The organism is Streptomyces griseus subsp. griseus, from assembly GCF_000720255.1.
GTDB classification, from domain to species: domain Bacteria; phylum Actinomycetota; class Actinomycetes; order Streptomycetales; family Streptomycetaceae; genus Streptomyces; species Streptomyces griseus_I.
This window is the reverse complement of sequence record NZ_JOJE01000037.1, coordinates 19,589-38,981: the sequence shown is the minus strand read 5'-3', so window position 1 is coordinate 38,981 and position 19,393 is coordinate 19,589. Positions and strand designations below refer to the sequence as shown.

Annotated in this window: 16 protein-coding genes and 1 pseudogene; 7 read left to right on the top strand and 10 right to left on the bottom strand. The window is 70.2% G+C overall.

The features are described 5' to 3' along the window. The first annotated feature begins 406 nt into the window (after positions 1 to 406). Complete coding sequence (locus IG99_RS34480; protein ID WP_037681136.1) at positions 407 to 2,932, top strand: ATP-dependent Clp protease ATP-binding subunit; 2,526 nt, start codon at positions 407 to 409, stop codon at positions 2,930 to 2,932. 83 nt (positions 2,933 to 3,015) lie between these two features. Here the strand turns inward: IG99_RS34480 and IG99_RS34475 are convergent, their stop codons facing one another. Further along, positions 3,016 to 3,657: an HAD family acid phosphatase gene (locus tag IG99_RS34475; RefSeq protein WP_037681134.1), complete on the bottom strand. Its 642-nt coding sequence runs from the start codon at positions 3,655 to 3,657 to the stop codon at positions 3,016 to 3,018. 632 nt (positions 3,658 to 4,289) lie between these two features. Here IG99_RS34475 and IG99_RS34470 point away from each other — a divergent pair. Continuing rightward, positions 4,290 to 4,859, top strand: a complete 570-nt coding sequence (locus tag IG99_RS34470; RefSeq protein ID WP_037681132.1) for a M23 family metallopeptidase — start codon at positions 4,290 to 4,292, stop codon at positions 4,857 to 4,859. A gap of 11 nt (positions 4,860 to 4,870) precedes the next feature. On the opposite strand, the gene IG99_RS34465 is transcribed toward IG99_RS34470, so the two are convergent. Then, positions 4,871 to 5,458 carry a TetR/AcrR family transcriptional regulator gene (locus IG99_RS34465; protein ID WP_037681129.1) on the bottom strand — a complete coding sequence of 196 codons (588 nt, stop codon included), beginning with the start codon at positions 5,456 to 5,458 and terminating at the stop codon, positions 4,871 to 4,873. A 126-nt stretch (positions 5,459 to 5,584) separates the two neighbouring features. Here IG99_RS34465 and IG99_RS34460 point away from each other — a divergent pair, with 126 nt between their 5' ends. Both IG99_RS34460 and IG99_RS34455 read left to right on the top strand, forming a co-directional pair. Then, the gene (locus IG99_RS34460; protein ID WP_037681127.1) at positions 5,585 to 7,180 is read left to right on the top strand and encodes an MDR family MFS transporter; all 1,596 of its coding nucleotides are present in this window, start codon (positions 5,585 to 5,587) and stop codon (positions 7,178 to 7,180) included. A 173-nt stretch (positions 7,181 to 7,353) separates the two neighbouring features. Further along, a pseudogene (locus IG99_RS34455) lies at positions 7,354 to 7,503 on the top strand (VOC family protein); the annotation flags it as partial. Positions 7,504 to 7,545: 42 nt separating this feature from the next. Here IG99_RS34455 and cseC read toward each other — a convergent pair. The 5 genes from cseC to IG99_RS34430 all read right to left on the bottom strand — a co-directional run bounded on the left by cseC (position 7,546) and on the right by IG99_RS34430 (position 12,276). Beyond that, positions 7,546 to 8,838: a two-component system sensor histidine kinase CseC gene (gene cseC / locus IG99_RS34450; protein WP_107056092.1), complete on the bottom strand. Its 1,293-nt coding sequence runs from the start codon at positions 8,836 to 8,838 to the stop codon at positions 7,546 to 7,548. A gap of 70 nt (positions 8,839 to 8,908) precedes the next feature. Further along, positions 8,909 to 9,613, bottom strand: a complete 705-nt coding sequence (gene cseB / locus IG99_RS34445; protein WP_037681121.1) for a two-component system response regulator CseB — start codon at positions 9,611 to 9,613, stop codon at positions 8,909 to 8,911. A gap of 182 nt (positions 9,614 to 9,795) precedes the next feature. Continuing rightward, positions 9,796 to 10,467 carry a hypothetical protein gene (locus IG99_RS34440; protein ID WP_234312058.1) on the bottom strand — a complete coding sequence of 224 codons (672 nt, stop codon included), beginning with the start codon at positions 10,465 to 10,467 and terminating at the stop codon, positions 9,796 to 9,798. Beyond that, on the bottom strand, positions 10,452 to 10,994 hold the full coding sequence (locus IG99_RS34435; RefSeq protein WP_037681215.1) for a SigE family RNA polymerase sigma factor: 543 nt from the start codon (positions 10,992 to 10,994) through the stop codon (positions 10,452 to 10,454). The genes IG99_RS34440 and IG99_RS34435 overlap by 16 nt, the downstream gene beginning before the upstream one ends. Positions 10,995 to 11,322: 328 nt before the next feature. Further along, the gene (locus IG99_RS34430; RefSeq protein WP_037681118.1) at positions 11,323 to 12,276 is read right to left on the bottom strand and encodes an HhH-GPD family protein; all 954 of its coding nucleotides are present in this window, start codon (positions 12,274 to 12,276) and stop codon (positions 11,323 to 11,325) included. A 165-nt stretch (positions 12,277 to 12,441) separates the two neighbouring features. Here IG99_RS34430 and IG99_RS34425 point away from each other — a divergent pair, with 165 nt between their 5' ends. Together IG99_RS34425 and IG99_RS34420 are read left to right on the top strand one after the other, a co-directional pair. Continuing rightward, on the top strand, positions 12,442 to 14,034 hold the full coding sequence (locus IG99_RS34425) for a sensor histidine kinase (protein ID WP_037681117.1): 1,593 nt from the start codon (positions 12,442 to 12,444) through the stop codon (positions 14,032 to 14,034). Beyond that, positions 14,031 to 14,702: a response regulator transcription factor gene (locus tag IG99_RS34420; RefSeq protein ID WP_037681113.1), complete on the top strand. Its 672-nt coding sequence runs from the start codon at positions 14,031 to 14,033 to the stop codon at positions 14,700 to 14,702. Before IG99_RS34425 ends, IG99_RS34420 begins: the two co-directional genes overlap by 4 nt. Before the next feature lie 3 nt (positions 14,703 to 14,705). Here IG99_RS34420 and IG99_RS34415 read toward each other — a convergent pair whose 3' ends face one another. Then, a complete protein-coding gene (locus IG99_RS34415) occupies positions 14,706 to 15,353 on the bottom strand; it encodes a phosphatase PAP2 family protein (RefSeq protein ID WP_037681214.1) in 648 nt (215 codons plus the stop codon). A gap of 175 nt (positions 15,354 to 15,528) precedes the next feature. Between IG99_RS34415 and IG99_RS34410 the strand changes: the two genes are divergently transcribed. Continuing rightward, positions 15,529 to 16,413 (top strand): hypothetical protein, encoded by an 885-nt coding sequence (locus IG99_RS34410; protein WP_199815674.1) that lies wholly within the window; start codon positions 15,529 to 15,531, stop codon positions 16,411 to 16,413. Positions 16,414 to 16,579: 166 nt separating this feature from the next. Here the strand turns inward: IG99_RS34410 and disA are convergent, their stop codons facing one another. Further along, positions 16,580 to 17,704, bottom strand: coding sequence for a DNA integrity scanning diadenylate cyclase DisA (gene disA / locus IG99_RS34405; RefSeq protein WP_037681106.1), 1,125 nt, complete (start codon positions 17,702 to 17,704; stop codon positions 16,580 to 16,582). A gap of 81 nt (positions 17,705 to 17,785) precedes the next feature. Further along, the gene (radA, locus tag IG99_RS34400; RefSeq protein ID WP_037681104.1) at positions 17,786 to 19,195 is read right to left on the bottom strand and encodes a DNA repair protein RadA; all 1,410 of its coding nucleotides are present in this window, start codon (positions 19,193 to 19,195) and stop codon (positions 17,786 to 17,788) included. Positions 19,196 to 19,393 lie beyond the last annotated feature (198 nt).

Genomic DNA, 19,393 nt, shown 5'->3' with positions numbered 1-19,393 from the left:
TCCGAAGTTACGCTGGGTGTCCGTGCCGATGCGCAGCGTGCCGGATCCGGGGGGTCGAGAGGGCGCGACGGGACGCAAGGTTGTTCGCCCATAGCGGAGGGAACCGGGGCCTGCGGCATGGAGTGTCAGTCCCAGCGGGTAAGACATCCCTAGTGGGAGGGGGCGACACGCAGGAAAGGCCGTCTCGCGTTCGCCATCGGCGTACTGGCGACTGGGGTAACGGTCTGGCCTGCGGGAACATCGTCTCGCACCATCGGGTTGGAGCAGATGTCGGCGTCACGGGTCAGGAGGCCATCGACGGTGTCGGCAGTTGGAATGAGCGGTCCCCGCTTGCGGGACTAAGCTGCGGAAGGACAGGGAGGGGAAGTTCCCCCCACTGCCTGACCGCTCTGAGGAGCGATTAACGATGTTCGAGAGGTTCACCGACCGCGCGCGGCGGGTTGTCGTCCTGGCTCAGGAAGAAGCCCGGATGCTCAACCACAACTACATCGGCACCGAGCACATCCTCCTGGGCCTGATCCATGAGGGTGAGGGTGTCGCCGCCAAGGCCCTTGAGAGCCTCGGGATTTCGCTCGAGGCGGTCCGCCAGCAGGTGGAGGAGATCATCGGCCAGGGCCAGCAGGCCCCGTCCGGGCACATCCCCTTCACCCCCCGTGCCAAGAAGGTCCTGGAGCTGTCGCTCCGCGAGGCCCTTCAGCTGGGCCACAACTACATCGGCACGGAGCACATCCTGCTCGGCCTGATCCGCGAGGGCGAGGGCGTCGCCGCCCAGGTCCTCGTCAAGCTGGGCGCAGATCTGAACCGAGTGCGGCAGCAGGTCATCCAGCTGCTCTCCGGTTACCAGGGCAAGGAGACCGCCACCGCCGGCGGGCCTGCCGAGGGCACCCCCTCGACGTCCCTGGTCCTCGACCAGTTCGGCCGGAACCTCACCCAGGCCGCTCGTGAGTCCAAGCTCGACCCGGTCATCGGGCGCGAGAAGGAGATCGAGCGGGTCATGCAGGTGCTGTCCCGCCGTACGAAGAACAACCCGGTCCTGATCGGTGAGCCCGGCGTCGGCAAGACCGCCGTCGTGGAGGGACTCGCCCAGGCCATCGTCAAGGGCGAGGTGCCCGAGACCCTCAAGGACAAGCACCTCTACACCCTGGACCTCGGCGCGCTGGTCGCCGGCTCCCGCTACCGCGGTGACTTCGAGGAGCGCCTGAAGAAGGTGCTCAAGGAGATCCGCACCCGCGGCGACATCATCCTGTTCATCGACGAGCTGCACACGCTGGTCGGTGCGGGTGCCGCCGAGGGCGCCATCGACGCCGCTTCGATCCTGAAGCCGATGCTGGCCCGCGGTGAGCTCCAGACCATCGGTGCGACCACCCTGGACGAGTACCGCAAGCACCTGGAGAAGGACGCGGCCCTGGAGCGCCGCTTCCAGCCCATCCAGGTCGCCGAGCCGTCCCTGCCGCACACGATCGAGATCCTCAAGGGTCTGCGCGACCGGTACGAGGCCCACCACCGTGTCTCGATCACGGACGAGGCACTGGTCCAGGCCGCCACCCTGGCCGACCGGTACATCTCGGACCGCTTCCTGCCGGACAAGGCGATCGACCTGATCGACGAGGCCGGCTCCCGGATGCGCATCCGCCGGATGACCGCGCCGCCGGACCTGCGCGAGTTCGACGAGAAGATCGCCGGCGTCCGCCGCGACAAGGAGTCCGCGATCGACTCGCAGGACTTCGAGAAGGCCGCCTCCCTGCGCGACAAGGAGAAGCAGCTCCTGGCCGCCAAGGCCAAGCGGGAGAAGGAGTGGAAGGCCGGCGACATGGACGTCGTCGCCGAGGTCGACGGCGAGCTGATCGCCGAGGTCCTCGCCACGGCCACCGGCATCCCGGTCTTCAAGCTGACCGAGGAGGAGTCCTCGCGTCTGCTGCGCATGGAGGACGAGCTCCACAAGCGGGTCATCGGCCAGGTCGACGCCGTCAAGGCGCTGTCGAAGGCGATCCGTCGTACGCGTGCCGGTCTGAAGGACCCGAAGCGTCCCGGTGGTTCGTTCATCTTCGCCGGCCCGTCCGGTGTCGGTAAGACCGAGCTGTCCAAGGCGCTCGCCGAGTTCCTCTTCGGCGACGAGGACGCGCTGATCTCCCTCGACATGTCGGAGTTCAGCGAGAAGCACACGGTGTCGCGTCTCTTCGGTTCGCCCCCCGGCTACGTGGGCTACGAAGAGGGCGGCCAGCTGACCGAGAAGGTCCGCCGCAAGCCGTTCTCCGTCGTCCTCTTCGACGAGGTCGAGAAGGCCCACCCGGACATCTTCAACTCGCTGCTGCAGATCCTGGAGGACGGTCGTCTGACCGACTCCCAGGGCCGGGTCGTGGACTTCAAGAACACGGTCATCATCATGACGACCAACCTCGGCACCCGGGACATCTCCAAGGGCTTCAACCTCGGCTTCGCCGCCGCGGGTGACACCAAGTCCAACTACGAGCGCATGAAGAACAAGGTCTCGGACGAGCTCAAGCAGCACTTCCGCCCCGAGTTCCTCAACCGTGTCGACGACGTGGTCGTCTTCCCGCAGCTGACCCAGGACGACATCCTGCGGATCGTCGACCTGATGATCAGCAAGGTGGACGAGCGCCTCAAGGACCGGGACATGGGCATCGAGCTCTCCCAGACCGCCAAGGAGCTGCTGTCCAAGAAGGGTTACGACCCCGTGCTGGGTGCGCGTCCGCTGCGTCGCACCATCCAGCGCGAGATCGAGGACACGCTGTCGGAGAAGATCCTCTTCGGCGAGCTGCGCCCCGGTCACATTGTGGTCGTGGACACCGAGGGCGAGGGCGAGACCAAGACCTTCACCTTCCGGGGTGAGGAGAAGTCGGCGCTGCCGGACGTCCCGCCGATCGAGCAGGCGGCCGGCGGAGCCGGGCCGAACCTGAGCAAGGACGCGTAAGCGCTCCGAACGCCCGAAGGGGGCCGGTGCTTTCGAGCACCGGCCCCCTTCGCGTGCGTACGGCCCCTTCGCGGGAAGACGGCTTACGACAGCTGCCCGTCGTAGTCCGGCAGCTTGAACGTCTTCTCGGCGTGGCCGCCCGAGAGGTCGGTGGCGCTGTTACCGATGTTCGCGATGATCGTGAAGCCCTTGTTCTCGATGTCGACGCGCTGGGCGGTCTTGTAGGCGGCGACATCCTTGAACAGGTCGAGGAAGCCGCGGACGTAGAGGCCGGAGACCTTGTAGCCGACGTACTTGAGGTTGTAGTCGGTCACGCCGGAGATGATGCCCGGGCGGGCGGTGACGAAGAACAGCGAGACGCCGTGGTCCTGGGCGTACTTGGCGACGTCGAGGACCGGCTTGTTGGCCGGCGCCGGGTAGCTGAAGCCGAAGTCGCTCTCCAGCGTGGTGTTGTCGATGTCGAGGACGATCGCCTGCTTCTCGCCCGGCTTGGTGCTCGCGATGCGCTGCTTCAGATAGGGCAGAGCCTGGCCCATCACGGCCTGACAGTCCTTCTGCCAGGTGGCGTAGTCGACGTCCTCGGCGGCGGTGGCGGTGGCGGTGGCGACGGTGGAGGGGCTGGTGGTCGTCGCGGCCTGGGCACTGGCGGGAACGGCCAGCGCCGTGATGGCGACGGCGGTTATCGCGGTCATGCCAAATCTGCGCGTCCAGGTACCTCTGGTCATGGGTGGGGGTCCTCTCGCGTCCGAGCTCTGCCGATGTCGTGGGCATGCTGGTGGGTGGGAGTGGCTTGAGGGGAACCAGCGGGTTACTGGACGGTAGCGGCAGGTCGGAGAGCGCTCACATGGGTCGGTGAGTGATTGTGGCGAGAGTCACAGAGGGAGGGGTCGCTCGTAGGCCTGTCGGTACATCAACTCGCCTGGCTTGGCGATGAGTTCGGCCTGCCTGGGTGGGGAAGCTCGCGACGGAACGCACGCCTACTCGGTGACGGAGTCGCCCTTCGTGCGCCCTTCTCGGGCAGCGTAGTGCCCGTCACATTAAAGGGTCATTCGATGGGGTGGGCCGGTGACATGCCGCACAGCCGATTTGTCCGGTACTACCGAAAATAGTGATAGCGGAAATATGGCCAAAACGGACTTTATGGATGGGTTCGATGCCGCTGTTCCCGTGCCCTGAGCGGTGCGGCTGGGAATGGGCGTTTTGTCAATGAGTGTGTGATCTCGGCGTTTAGTACTAGATTCCGTAGTAGGTCACACATTTGGGCGTAATCGACCCCCGGGGTTACCAAGGGATGGCCCATTCGGCGGATGTCCGTCCGCCGGGTGGTTTCTTCTGTCCCCTTCCCCATGAGGTTTCGATGTTCCAGCGCGTCTCGTCCCGTTCTTCTCGTACGTCCATGCTCCGCACCCGTGTGGCTGGCGTGGCCGCCGCCGTCGGCGTGTCGGTCGTGCTGGGAACCGGGGTCGCGTCGGCCGTGGAGGTCACCGGCGCCAAGGCCGCGTCGGCCGCCTCGTGGGTCGACCCGGTGGCGAAGTACAAGCTCAGTGCGAAGTTCAACCAGGCCGGCGGCATGTGGTCGCACAAGCACTCCGGGCAGGACTTCGCCGTGCCGAGCGGCACCAAGGTCATGGCCGCGCACGGCGGCACGGTCGTCAAGGCCGGCGGCAACGGCGCCGGTGACGGCCCCGCCTACGGCAATGCCATCGTCATCAAGCACGGCAACGGCGTGTACTCCCAGTACGCGCACCTCTCCCGCGTCCAGGTGAAGGTCGGCCAGATCGTGAAGACCGGTCAGCGCATAGCCCTGTCCGGCAACACCGGCAACACCAGCGGCCCGCACCTGCACTTCGAGATCCGCAGCACCCCGAACTACGGCTCGGCGATCGACCCCGTCAAGTTCCTGCACTCCAAGGGCGTGAAGGTCTGACCGCCCGTTGATCAGGCGCCCTGATGCGCCTGGGTCACCAGATCGATGGCGACCTCGAGGACGGCCTCGCGCTTCTCCTCGAGGTCGCCTTCGAGGTCGTGCAGGAAATGCATGCCCGCGTGCAGCGTGAAGATGGCGCTGACGCAGCGGACCTGGTCGACCAGTGGGGCGTCCGGGTCGATGATGATGTCGCGCAGGCCGCGCAAACGGTCCTTGAACGAGTCGCCGATCTCCAGCTCCCGCACCGTCGCCTGGTTCTCCTGCATGAAGCGGAAGAGCGGTGAGGCGTCGGCGAGGTGGCCGCCGTAGCGCCGTACGATCTCCTGCTTGGTCTCCAGGGTGTGCGGCTGGGCCGCACCCCACTCGATCAGTTCCTCCATCGGCTTCGTCAGATCCTGGAAGATGCTGACTATGATCTCTTCCTTCGTCTTGAAGTGGTAGTAGAGCGCCGCCTTGGTGACGTCCAGGTGCTCGGCGATCTCGCGCAATGAGGTCTTCTCGTAGCCCTGCTCGGCGAAGAGTTCGAGTGCCACGTCCTGGATGCGCTGTCGCGTGTCGCCGCGCCGCTGCCGCTTGGTGCCGTCCATCGTGCCGCCCATCTTCGCGCTCCCCCGAACTATTCGAAACTTACTTGACGCCCGGCTAGTTACGGGTCTACTTTCCTGAGTGTAGTGAACTAGCCGGGCGGCAAGTAAGTGGGCCGTTGCCGGGGGGAGTGGAAGACGATGGCGGACGCACAGCCTGTGAATGAAGAAGCAGCAACAGAATCGGGCAAACAGCCCAAGAGTGTACGAGTGGTCCTGCTCGCGCTCATGATCACCATGATGCTCGCGATGCTGGACAACATGATCGTGGGCACCGCGATGCCGACGATCGTGGGTGACCTCGGCGGGCTCGAGCACCTGTCCTGGGTGGTCACCGCATACACGCTGGCGACGGCCGCCTCCACCCCGCTGTGGGGCAAGCTCGGCGACATGTACGGCCGCAAGGGCTCCTTCATGACGTCGATCGTGATCTTCCTGGCCGGCTCCGCGCTGAGCGGTATGGCGCAGAACATGGGGCAGCTCATCGGCTTCCGTGCCGTTCAGGGGCTCGGCGCCGGTGGTCTGATGGTCGGCGTCATGGCGATCATCGGTGACCTGATCCCGCCCCGGGAGCGCGGCAAGTACCAGGGCATGATGGCCGGCGTCATGGCTTTGGCGATGATCGGCGGTCCGCTGGTCGGTGGCACCATCACCGACAACTGGGGCTGGCGCTGGTCCTTCTACATCAACCTGCCGCTCGGCGTCGTGGCGCTGGCCGCCATCAGCGCGGTGCTGCACCTGCCGAAGAAGCGGGCCGAGGCACGCATCGACTACCTGGGCGCCACGCTGCTGACCATCGGCATCACCTCGATCGTGCTGGTGACCACCTGGGGCGGCACGGAGTACGCCTGGAGCTCCGCGCGGATCATGGAGCTCATCGCGATCGGTGTGGCCGCGCTCGTCGGCTTCGTCTTCTGGCAGACCCGGGCCGCGGAGCCGGTGGTCCCGCTGCACATCTTCCGCAGCCGCAACTTCACCCTGATGTCCCTCATAGGCTTCATCACCGGCTTCGTGATGTTCGGCGCGACGCTCTTCCTGCCGCTGTACCAGCAGTCCGTGCAGGGCGCCTCCGCGACCAACTCCGGACTGCTGCTCCTGCCGATGCTCGGCGCCATGCTCGTCACCTCGATGGTCGCGGGCCGGGTGACCACGAACACCGGCAAGTACAAGATCTTCCCCGTGGTCGGCAGCACCCTGATGATCGTCGGCCTGTACCTGCTGTCCCTCATGGACACCGAGACCAGCCGCCTCACCTCCGGTGTGTACATGGCCGTCGTCGGCCTCGGCATGGGCTGCCTGATGCAGATCACGATGCTCGTCGCGCAGAACAGCGTCGAGATGAAGGACATGGGCGTCGCCTCCTCGTCCACCACCCTCTTCCGTACGCTCGGCTCCTCCTTCGGTGTCGCGATCATGGGCGCGCTCTTCAACCACCGTGTCCAGGACGTCATGGCCGAGCGGGCCGGCGCGCTGGGCTCGGAGATGACCGAGCAGTCCGCCCAGATCGACGCGCCCCACCTGGCGCAGCTGCCGGCGGCGGCGCGGGAGGCCTACCAGCACGCTGTGTCGGCCGGCACCCACTCGGCGTTCCTCCTCGGAGCGGTCATCGCGGTGGGCGCACTGCTCGCGGCCGTGTTCGTGAAGGAGGTCCCGCTCAAGGGCACCGGGCCGCAGAAGCCGGGCGAGGGACCGGCGGCGGGTACGGCGGCACAGCCGCCCATGGTCGAGGCGGTCTGAGCCATCCGGGGCCGCCTCGTCGAGGCCGTCCCACCCCGCGTCACTGACATGAAGGCCCCCGGCGCGCGTGCCCGCACCGGGGGCTTCGGCGATGCGCCGCTCACCCCGGGGAGTGCGCCGACCGCGGTGGCGTGTCAGCGCTCCCGTGTCACCATCGGCCCGTAGACAGTTTCGAGACCTTCAAGGCGCGCGGTGTGGAGTTCATCCAGGAGCCGCAGGAGCGTCCGTACGGCATCGAGGCGATCTTCCGCGACGACAACGGCAACTGGACCTCACTGCCCGAGCGCGGCGAGGAGCTCGACTCCTCCAAGGACTTCGGCTGAGGCGCCGCCTGCGGCCGCCGGGGGACCGGTCGGAGGGCAGGCTCAGGGCAGCGTCTGATAGCTCCCCGTGTTCGTGGGGGCGTGTTCCGGCAGCCACAGCACGGCGACCGCGCCCTCCGCCGGTATGTGCTCGGGCGCGCCGGCCGGCCGGATGTTGCGGAACGTCAGCCGGGCGCCCAGCACCCGCGCCTGACCCGCCGCGATGGTCAGACCGAGGCCGTGACCCGCGCCGGAACGGTCGCTCCGGCCGGTGCGGAAGCGGCTCGGTCCGTCGGCGAGCAGGTCCTCGGGGAACCCGGGACCGTGGTCGCGGACCCGGATCACCCGGCCCTCGACGCTGACCTGGATCGGCGGCTTGCCGTGCCGTGCGGCGTTGGCCAGCAGATTGAACAGCACCCGCTCCAGGCGCCGCGGGTCGGTGGTGACCTCCGACTCGTGCACCACCCGCACCTCGATCGCGGGGTCCTTCGCCGCCACCCGCCGGGCCACGAACTCGCCCAGCACGATGTCCTGGAGCTCGGCCCGCTCGGACGCCCCGTCCAGCCGGGCCACCTCCAAAACGTCCTCGACGAGCGTGCGCATCGCCTTCGCCCGGTCCAGCACCAGCTCCGTCGGCCGACCGGGCGGCAGCAGCTCGGCCGCCGTCAGCAGACCGGTCACCGGGGTGCGCAGCTCGTGCGCGATGTCGGCGGTGACCCGGCGCTCCGCCTCCAGACGTTGCTGCAACGCGTCCGCCATCGCGTCCACCGCGCTCGCCAGGTCGTCGGTCTCGTCCCGCACCACCCCGCCGATCGCGTCCCGCACCCGCACGTCCGTCTCGCCCCGGGCGACCTGATTGGCCGCGGCCGCCGCCTTGCGCAGCCGGCGCGACAGCTGCCCGCCGATGAGCACACCCAGGGCGCTGCCGACGAAGACGACCGCGATGGACCCGATCACCAGGGCCTGGTCGAGGTCCTTGAGGATGTCGATGCTGCGGTCGGTGAATCCGGTGTGCAGGGACAGCACGTGGCCGTCTTTGACGGGCACGGCCGCCCAGATGTCCGGCACACCCCCCGGCCGGTCGGACACGAACGTCGCCCGGCGCCCCTCGGTGACCTTCTGCCGCAGCTCCGACGGCAGGTCCGGGTCGTCGATCTTGATGCTGGGGAAGTTCGGCCGCCCCGAAAGCTCGTAGTTGCGCTGGGCGATCCGGACCCGCTCGTCCGCGAGGTCACGCGCGTTGTCCAGCATCGACACCCGCGCGGCGTTGTGCACGACCAGACTGAGCGCGATCGCGACGAGCGCACCCACCAACGCGATCGCCGCGCTCAGCTTCCACCTCAGGCCGGTACGCATGCCCGCGTGCTCCACGTGCCCCCCGCGTGTCGGGTCCAGGTGCCGGAAGATGCCGCGCATGACGCCCCGCTCAGGCCTTCAACTTGTAGCCGAAGCCACGGACCGTCTCGATGCGGTCCTGGCCGATCTTCGTCCGCAGCCGCTGCACATGGACGTCGACCACGCGGGTGTCCCCTCCCCAGCCGTAGTCCCACACCCGCTCCAGCAGCTTGTCGCGCGACAGGACCGTCCCCGGCGCGGAGGAGAACTCCAGCAGCAGGCGCATCTCGGTGGGCGTCAGGGCCACGGGCTGCCCGGCCCGGCGCACCTCCATGCCCTCGGTGTCGACCTCCAGTTCACCGAAGGTCAGCACGCCGCCCTGCGCCGCGGAGCCGCCGTCGTCCGGCCGGTCGCCGCCGGCCGCGTGCCCGAACCGGCGCAGCACCGCGCGGATCCGGGCGACCAGGACGGCGCCGTCGAACGGCTTGGTCACGTAGTCGTCGGCGCCCGCCTCCAGGCCCAGCACGACGTCGATCGAGTCGGCGCGCGCCGACAGCATGATCACCGGCACGGTGGACTCGTCCCGGATACGTCGGCACAGGCTCACGCCGTCCAGGCCGGGAACCATGACGTCCAGCAGCGCGATGTCGGGGCGGTCCGCCCGGAACGCCTCCAGGCCGGACAGCCCGTCGGGCATGGCGGTGACCGCGAAGCCGTCCCGCTCCAGGGCGAGCTGGGTGGCCTCACGGATGACGTCGTCGTCCTCGACGAACAGGACGTGGGTCTGATCTGCCATCCCGGTGCTCTCAGTCCTCGTGTCGGTCTCGGTGTCGGTCTCGGTGTGGGTCGTGTGTCACGTGCCTTCACCCATGCATCGGATCGAGTGGGCCGATCGGTTCACGCCGTCCGGAAAATTTCTGCTGGGAACTTCTGCCGGAGGTGCCGAAGGTGCCGGAGGTTCCTGCCGGAGATTCTTGCTCAACTGTGCTCGGGCGCCACCGTGGGCTCCCCGCCGACCGCGTTGCTGTAGTCGTTGTGCGTGCGGTACTTCTCGGCGAAGCGGTTCGCGGCCCAGTGATACGTGATCACGTTCTCGCCGGACGGATTCGACACCGGGTCGCCCTTCTCGTAGACCTGCTCGGTAACGACCAGGTCGCCGCGGTCGATCTCGGCGTAGACCGGGGGCTCCTCGGCCTTGAACACGTTCTTGTAGCGGCCGTCGGCCTCCCGGTACACGTACGCGCCGACACCGACGGCGTCGCTGCACGTGCGCACGTTGACCACGATGTCCTCGGCACCTCCGCCGGTGACGTCGCCGTAGGACACGTCGACCGGGTACTCGTCGGCGACGCACGGCTTCAGCTCGCGCTTGACCTCCGCGGAGACCACCGGGTCGTCCTTGACGAGCCGGACCGCCTCCCTCCGGTCGGGGGTGGCGGTGGGCGTCGGAGTGGGCAGCGCGGCGGCCGACGCGGCCCCGCCCGCCACCGCGTCCGCGTGCGCCGGCCCCTCGTCACGGGCTCCGGTGCCGCCGGTGGCGCACGAGGCGACGAAAAGGGTGAGGGCGGCGAGCACGGCCGCCGCCGTGATCGCCGCCTGGAAGGTTCCTCGGGCCGGTGTGGGCCCGGCCCCGGTCAGGCCGCCGCGCAACGCTCCCGCTCCTCACGCTCCAGCGCGCGTGCGTCCAGTTCGCGGGCCTCCAGCTCCTCACGGAGCCGGGCGAGCGCCCGGTGCAGCGTGCTCTTGACCGTTCCGGCCGACATGCCGAGGGCGGCGGCCGTCTCCTCCGTGGACATCTGCTCCCAGTGTCGCAGCACCACGACACTGCGCTGCTTCGGAGCGAGCACCTTCATGGCGTCCATCAGCAGGGCGCGGTCGGCGTGCTGCTCGGTGGAGTCGTCGACCGAGGCGTCCGGGAGCTGCTCGGTCGGGACCTCCTCCAGCTTGCGGGCCCGCCACCACTCGGTGCGGGTGTTGATCATCACGCGGCGCAGGTAGGCGTCCGCCAGCCGCTTGTCCGCTATGCCGTCCCAGCGGCCGTACGTCCGCACCAGGGCCGTCTGAAGGAGGTCCTGGGCGTCGACCGGGTCCGGGACCAGCCGACGGGCGCTGCGCAGCAGCGCGTCCTGCCGGGTGCGGACGTACTCCTCGAATTCGAGCACCTCGCCCTGCGCCATGATCAACCGCCTCCGCTCCCCGTTTTCCGGCCTGTTCCGTCGGCCGGTTTTCTCACTGCATCGGGGGACGGTCCGCGGTGCGTGTGGTCTGCCTGTGTGGCCGTGTGGTCCGCAACCGTCCCGTGCCCGTCGGGCACGAGGAAGAAGCTACGGAGCGGTTGTCACGGCGCTGTCCGAAGCAGCCTGCGGACAGCGCTCGGCTGTCCGTCGGTTGTGTAACGAAAGCAGGAAACGGGTAAAGCGGCTGGATGGTTCGTGTGTATATGGGGTGATTTGGTGATGTGGGGCGCCGTTACGACGGCCCGTACGCCTGTGATGTGTCTGTGCGTCAGCTCAGCGGCAGCCGATAGAGCCCGCCCGGCAGGGGCTCCACCAATCCGTCCGCCACGAGCCCGTCCAGGGCCCGGGCCCGCTGCACCGGCTCGTGCCACACCCGGTCCAGCACGGCCTGCGGGACCGGCGCGTGGGCCTCCCTGAGCACGGCGAGCAGCTTGCCGCGGACCTGCCGGTCCGTGCCCGCGTACGTCTGCCCGCGACGCGGCGGGCCCTCGTGCTCCGGCTTGCCCGCGAGCCGCCAGGCGCACTGAGCGGCGATCGGACAGCGGTGGCACGTCTCGCTCTTCGCCGTGCACACCAGCGCGCCCAGCTCCATGGAGGCGGCGGCCCACCGCGCCGCCGTCCGCTCGTCCTCGGGCAGCAACGTGCGCGCGAGCCTGCGCTCGGCGGCCGTGGTGGCGTTCGGCGGGTACCGCACGCCGGTGACAGCGCGCGCGAAGACGCGCCGCACATTGGTGTCCAGCACGGCGTGCCGCCGACCGTAGGCGAAGGAGGCGACGGCCGCGGCCGTGTACTCGCCGATGCCGGGCAGCGCCAAGAGCTGCGCGTGGTCGGACGGTACGTCGCCGCCGTGCCGCTCCGTTATGGCGACCGCGGCACCGTGCAGGCGCAGGGCACGGCGCGGGTAGCCGAGCCGGCCCCAGGCGCGCACCGCCTCACCGGGCGCCTCCTGGGCGAGGTCGGCGGGCCGGGGCCAGCGCGCCATCCACTGCTCGTAGACGGGCAGGACGCGGTTCACCGGCGTCTGCTGCAACATGAACTCACTGACCATCACGCCCCAGGCGCCGGCCTCGGGGCGCCGCCACGGCAGGTCGCGGGCGTGCTCCTCGAACCAGTCGATGACAGGGGCGTGCAGGCTCTCTCCGGGGGATGGGTCCTCGCCGCGGCGCGGGCCGGAGACGGCGTCGGCGGGGCTGCTGTGCGGGGGCTTCGTGGGCGCAGTCATGACCTTCCGATCCTCCCACGCCGACCGCCACACGCGCGTGCACCGCCACCCCGGTCGTGCCGCCCCGCCCGAAGCACCTGACGATCGACAGCGGCGCCGCCCCGCCCGAAGTACCTGACGATCGACAGCGGTGCCGCCCCGCCCACCGCTTGTAGCGTCGGGCGGATGGAACGTCCTCGCGCGCGTGAGCGCGTTCTTCTCTGGGCGGCGCTGGCGCTCCCGGCGCTCGGCGCTGACCGCCTCGGGCTGAACGAGCCGCGTCCGGTCTGGCAGGAGGGGGCCGGGCTCGGGGTGCTCGCCGTGGCCGTCGCCGTGTCCCGGCGCCACCCCCTGGTCGCCTTCGCGTTGACGGCCGCGCTGAACCTGACCGCCGCCCCAGCCCTGTTCAGCGTCTCCTACGGCCCCGCCCTGGGCGCCTTCGCCCTGCTGCTCGGTCTGCGCGCGGCCCGGATACGCCCCGCGGCTCTCGTCCTCGCCGCGGTCGCCGGCGCGGGCTGGGCGAGGATCGCGCTCATCGGGGTGGACCCGGTACCCGAGTTCGTGGTCCTGATGGCCACGCTGCTCTTCGGCTGCGTCTTCCCCTGGCTCGGCGGCCGCTACTGGCGGCAGGGCCGGGAGCTGGCCGAGGCGGGCTGGAACCGGGCCGCCCGGCTGGAGGACGAGCGGCGCGGCGCCGAGGAGCGCGCCCGGCTGCGGGAACGCGCGCGGATCGCCCAGGACATGCACGACTCCCTGGGACACGAACTGAGCCTGATCGCCCTCCGCGCGGGCGCGCTGCAGGTCGCCGCCGACCTCCCGGAGCAGCATCGCGCGGCCGCCGCCGACCTGCGCGCGGCCGCCGCCGACGCCACCGACCGTCTCCACCGCATCATCGGCGTCCTGCGTGAGGACGACGAGCCGGCACCCCTGACCCCGGCGGGCGAGAGCGTCGAACAACTCGTGACCCGCGCCGCCGAGTCGGGGCTGCCGGTGCGCTGGGAGCCGACGGGAGCCACCCCGGCCATCACGCCGGGCGGGGTCACCGAGCGGATCCTGTACCAGGTGGTCCGCGAGGCCCTCACCAACGCGGCCCGCCACGCGCCGGGCGCCCCCGTCACCGTAACGGCCGCGGAGGACGCCGAGGACGCCGACGGCACGACCGTCACCATCACCAACGGACGCCCCACTCAGGAGGGTTCGTCCTCCTCGGGAGGCTCGGGCGGCTCGGGCGGTTCGGGCCTGGCCGGCCTGCGTGCCGCGGTGAGCGCGCTGGGCGGCGACTTCGAGGCCGGCCCGCACCAGGACGGCTTCCGGGTGCGGGCTCACGTCCCCGCACAGCCCGCGCCGCCCACGACCCGCCCTGCCGCCCCCTCGGCGCCCTTCACCCGGGCCCGCCGCCGCGTCGTCCTCGCCCTCGCGGGCGCGGCCTGCGCGGGTGTCGTCCTGATCGGCGCGGGCTTCGGCTGGTACGCGTACACGAAGACCCACGCGGTGCTCGCGCCCACCGCCTACGTGAAGCTGCGCATCGGCGCGTCGGCCGAGGAGGTCGCGCGCGTCCTGCCGCAGCGCTCCGTGTCGGACCCGCCCACCGATCGGGCCCCGAGGCCGCCGCGGGGCACCCACTGCCGCTACTACCGGGCGAGCGGTGAACTCCTCGTCTCCGTCGACCACTTCAGACTGTGCTTCGACGACGAGGGGCGCCTGGTCGCCAAGGACGTGGTCCCCGGAGCCGGTCCGTCCGGCGAGGGACGCGAGGAGTACAGGGAGTTCGCAGGATGATCCGCGTACTGCTGGCGGACGACGAGGCGATGGTACGGGCAGGTGTGCGCGCCATCCTCACGAGCGGTGGCGGGACGGAGATCGTCGCCGAGGCCGGGGACGGACGTGAGGCGGTGGAACTGGCCCGTGCCCACCGCCCGGACGTGGCCCTGCTCGACATCCGCATGCCCCGCCTGGACGGCCTCGCCGCCGCGGAGGAGATCGTACGGACCGTGCCCGGCACGGCCGTCGCGATGCTGACGACCTTCTCGGAACAGTCGTATGTGGCACGGGCGCTCGGTGGCGGTGTCACCGGGTTCCTGCTCAAGTCCGGTGACCCGTACGAACTGATCGCGGGCGTACGGGCCGTCGCGGGCGGGGCCGCCTTCCTCTCCCCGAAGGTGGCCCGTTACGTCGTCGACGGCCTCGGCGGCGGACGACTGGCCCGGGAGTCGGCGGCACGCGCGCGTGTGGGGCGCTTGAGCCCGCGCGAGCGCGAGGTCCTCGCGCTGGTGGGCGCGGGGCTGTCCAATCCGGAGATCGCCGCCCGGCTGCATCTCGTCGAGGGCACGGTGAAGGCGTACGTGAGCGCGGTCCTCGACCGGCTCGGCGTCCGCAACCGCGTGCAGGCGGCGATCGTGGCCTATGAGGCGGGATTGGCGGACGGGGCCGAGGGAGCGGGCGGGTGAGGCTCAGCGCTGCTCCGCCCCGGCGTGCACGGCGCCCGGGGGCGGCACCTGCCCCGGCCCGGTGAACCAGCGCAGGAGGCCCGCTGAGGACCCCCGCATCGCCTCCGCCACCCGCACCGCTGGACGTGTGCCCAGGCGTACGACGACGGCGGCGGCGACCGCGCCGAGCAGCAGTCCCGCGGCGACGTCGTGCGGGTAGTGCACCCCGACGAAGACTCGGGAGAAGGCCATGAGCAGGGCCGACGGGACCGTCAGCCACAGCAGTGCGCGTCGGGCGAGTGCCAGGGCGACGGCGGCGGCCCCGGCGATGGTGGCGTGGTTACTGGGGAAGGACCAGTCGCCGTACGACGGACAGGGCGAGAGGGAGGCCGCGGCGTCGGCGACCGCGCGGCACGGACGCTCCTCGGTGAGGGCGGTCTTCAGCACCTCACTGCAGACGTACGCCAGAGCAGTGGCCAGAGGTGCAAGGGCCGCGATCGCGAAGGCATGGGTCGTGCCGCGGCGGGACCGCCACCATGTCGTGACGAACAGCGCGGCGAACAGCAGGAGTCCGCCCTCCGTCCAGGCCTCGGTCAAGTGCTGTACCCACACGGGGGTGTCATGGGCGAGATCGGTGATGTCGCGGTAGAGCCCGGCGTCCTCGGAATTCATGGTCACCGAAAGTATGCGTCCGGCCGTGGTCGTCACACCCTGCGATCGTCGTGTGCCGCACCTGACGAAAGACAGGGGTGGGGCGGCCGGTTCCGGGATGATGATCGTGAAAAGTTGTGCTTCCCGGCGGCGGGTGAGGCGAGCGAACTCGGTGATCTCTCGTACAGTTTGGGCCGTGGGATCTCTGCGCAATCCGGTCGGGCCGCTTCCCTCCTCCATCTACTGGCGACGGAGGGCCGTACTGCTGTCCGTGGTAGCCCTGTTGACGCTGTTGATCGCCTGGATCGTCCTCGCGGGCGGAGGGGGCGGGAAGAACCAGGGCGACGGCTCCAACGGCAAGAATCCCGCGCCCACGATCACTCCGGGCCCCTCCAGTTCCGGGCCCGCCATCAGTCAAGCCCCGGGCGGACGCGACGAGTCGGGCGGCGGGGACTCCAGCGGCTCCGGATCCGACGAGGGTGCGAGCTCCGGTTCCGGCTCTGGTTCCGACGACGGTTCGGGGAACGGATCGGGTTCCGGCTCCGGTTCCGGTTCTGGTTCCGGGGGCTCCGGTGGGACCGAGGGGGCCGGTTCGGGCCCGGCGGGATCCAGCGGGGTGGGCGAGGTCACCGTCGGCTCGGGCGGTACGGGGACCGCGCTGTCGGGTGGCTCCACTCTTCCCAACTGCACGCCCAGTGTGGTCACGTTGCGCCTGCGCAGCGTCCGCAACACCTACTCGCCCGACCAGACGCCGGCGTTCCAGCTGGTCGCCAAGAACACCTCCGCGCACGACTGCAAGGTCGATCTCGGCCCGAAGAACACGGTGTTGACGGTCACGCAGGCGGGCAGCGAGGACAACTACTGGTCGTCGGCGGACTGCCCCAAGATCACCGGCAGCATGCTGTACCGGGTGCCCGCGGACACCACCATCACCTACACCGTGAAGTGGGACCGCAAGCCGAGCGCCCCGAAGTGCGCGACACCGCCCCCCGGGTCCGCGGGAGCGGGGACGTACCTGCTCGAGGCGAAGGCACCGGGATTCTCGAAGGCGAAGGCGTCCTTCGTACTGTCGGCCGACTAGGGGCTGCCCCGGCGGCTCGGGTCGCAGGAAGGCAGTGGTGACTCATCGACCCAGGTGGGCGTGCCGGACCCCGCGTCTGCGGCATGATCCGCCGGACAACCCATAGCGGGCGTGCGCCCCGCGCCCGACGGTCGTCAGGACCGGCACTCGGGATCGGCGCCTGCCGTCAGACGTAGCGCTCCAGGATCGACGACTCCGCCAGACGGGACAGCCCCTCGCGGACGCTGCGGGCGCGGGCCTCGCCCACACCGTCGACCGTCTGGAGGTCGTCCACGCTCGCGGCCAGCAGCTTCTGGAGGCCGCCGAAGTGCTCCACCAGGCGGTCGATGATGGCGCCGGGGAGCCGGGGGACCTTGGCGAGGAGGCGGAAGCCGCGCGGGGAGACCGCCGAGTCGAGGGCCTCGGGAGAGCCGGTGTAGCCCAATGCGCGGGCCACCGTGGACAGCTCGAGGAGCTCGGCGTGGGAGAGGGCGTCCAGCTCGTACAGGGCCTCGTCGACCGTGCGGGAGCGCTTCGCCGTCGGCTCGGGGACGTAGTCCCGCACGACCAGCTCGCGCTCGGGCTCCACGCCCGCGATCAGCTCGTCGAGCTGGAGGGCGAGCAGTCGGCCGTCCGTGCCCAGTTCGACCACGTATTCGGCGATTTCGGTGGCGATGCGGCGCACCATCTCCAGTCGCTGGGCGACAGCGGAGACGTCCCGGACCGTCACGAGGTCCTCGATCTCCAGCGCCGACAGTGTGCCCGCGACCTCGTCCAGGCGGAGCTTGTAGCGCTCCAGGGTCGCCAGCGCCTGGTTGGCGCGGGACAGGATCGCCGCCGAGTCCTCCAGGACACGGCGCTGACCGCCGACGTACAGCGCGATCAGCCGCATGGACTGCGAGACCGAGACCACCGGGAAGCCGACCTGCTTGGAGACGCGGTCCGCCGTGCGGTGCCGGGTGCCCGTCTCCTCCGTGGGGATCGTCGCGTCGGGCACGAACTGCACGCCCGCGCGGAGGATCTTCGACAGGTCCGAGGAGAGCACGATGCCGCCGTCGAGCTTGCACAGCTCGCGCAGCCGGGTCGCCGCGAACTCGACGTCCAGGACGAAACCGCCCGTGCACATCGTCTCGACCGTCTTGTCGAAGCCGAGGACGATGAGACCGCCGGTGTTGCCGCGCAGGACCCGCTCGAGGCCGTCACGCAGCGCCGTGCCGGGAGCTACCGCGCTCAGTGAAGCGCGCATCAGGCCGTCGGCACCGGAGCTCCCGCCGGACTTTCCGGGAGCTGTCGCCCGGTCGTTGGCTGCCACTGCACTCCTCGGGTCGCAGGTTCTGGGGCGCTCCCGTTTCGCGCACTCGGTTCGTACGGACGGGCGAGACCTGGGCAAAGTCTACCGGCGCTCCTCCGCGTCCTGCGGGGCCTCTCGCCGACGGGAGCGCGGCAGTACCCGCAGAGCGTCCCCCATGTCGGCGACTTCCAGCACCTTCATGCCGGCGGGGATCTTGCCCGGGTCGCCCGGCACGAGCGCGTGCGTGAAGCCCAGGCGGTGTGCCTCCGCGAGCCGGCGCTGGACGCCCGTGACCCGTCTGACCTCGCCCGCGAGGCCCACCTCGCCGATCGCGACGAGGTTCTTCGGCAGGGGGGTGTCGCTGGCCGCGGAGGCCAGGGCGAGGGCGATCGCGAGGTCGGCGGCCGGCTCCGAGAGCTTCACTCCGCCCACCGTCGCCGAGTAGATGTCCCGCTTGCCCAGGGCGCTGATCCGGCCCCGCTGCTCCAGCACCGCCAGCATCATCGAGACGCGGGAGGTCTCCAGGCCGGACGTCGTGCGCCGGGGCGAGGGGATCTGCGAGTCGACCGTGAGCGCCTGCACTTCGGCGACCAGGGGCCGGCGGCCCTCGAGGGTGACCGTCAGGCAGGTGCCCGGGACCGGTTCGTCACGACGGGTCAGGAAAAGTCCGCTTGGGTCGGCGAGGCCCGTGATGCCCTCGTCGTGCAGTTCGAAGCAGCCGACCTCGTCCGTCGTGCCGTAGCGGTTCTTGACGCCCCGCACGAGACGCAGGCGCGCGTGCCGGTCGCCCTCGAAGTGCAGGACGACGTCCACGAGGTGTTCGAGGAGGCGGGGGCCGGCGATCGCGCCGTCCTTGGTGACATGGCCCACAAGGAGGGTGGACATCCCACGCTCCTTGGAGGCCCGGATCAGGGCGCCCGCCACCTCCCGCACCTGTGCCATGCCGCCCGGGGCGCCGTCGATCTCCGGAGAGGCCACCGTCTGCACGGAGTCGAGGATCAGCAGCGACGGCTTCACCGCGTCCAAGTGGCCCAGCACGGCCGCCAGATCGGTCTCGGCGGCGAGATACAGATGGTCGTCGATGGCCTTGATGCGGTCGGCGCGCAGGCGGACCTGGCTCGCCGACTCCTCGCCCGTCACATAGAGCGTGCGGTGTTCGTCACTCGCCGCCTTGGCCGCCACGTCGAGCAGCAGCGTCGACTTGCCGACGCCGGGTTCACCCGCGAGCAGCACCACCGCGCCGGGGACCAGTCCGCCGCCCAGCACCCGGTCCAGCTCCGGCACGCCGGTGGTACGAGCGGTCGCCTGGCGGCCGTCGACCTGGCCGATGGGCACGGCGGAGGTGGTGACCCGACCGGGCGCCGTCGTACGGACAGCGGGCGCGCCGTACTCCTCGATCGTCCCCCACGCCTGGCACTCGGGGCAGCGACCGAGCCACTTGGCCGTCTGCCAGCCGCACTCGGTGCAGCGGTAGGACGGGCGGTCCTTGGTGGTCTTCGTACGGGCAGCCATGGACGAAACCGTAGCCCCCACCACTGACAACGCGGGAGCCGCAGCACTGCCTGCCCGGACACCCGCCTGGCGCCGGCGGACACCCGCCTGACGTCCCCATCAGGCGCGAGCCGCGGAGTAAACCGTTCCGCTCCCCTTTTGAGGGATCGTTTCACCCGTACGAATTAAATGTGCTCAAGGGGCGAGATGGGGGCATCT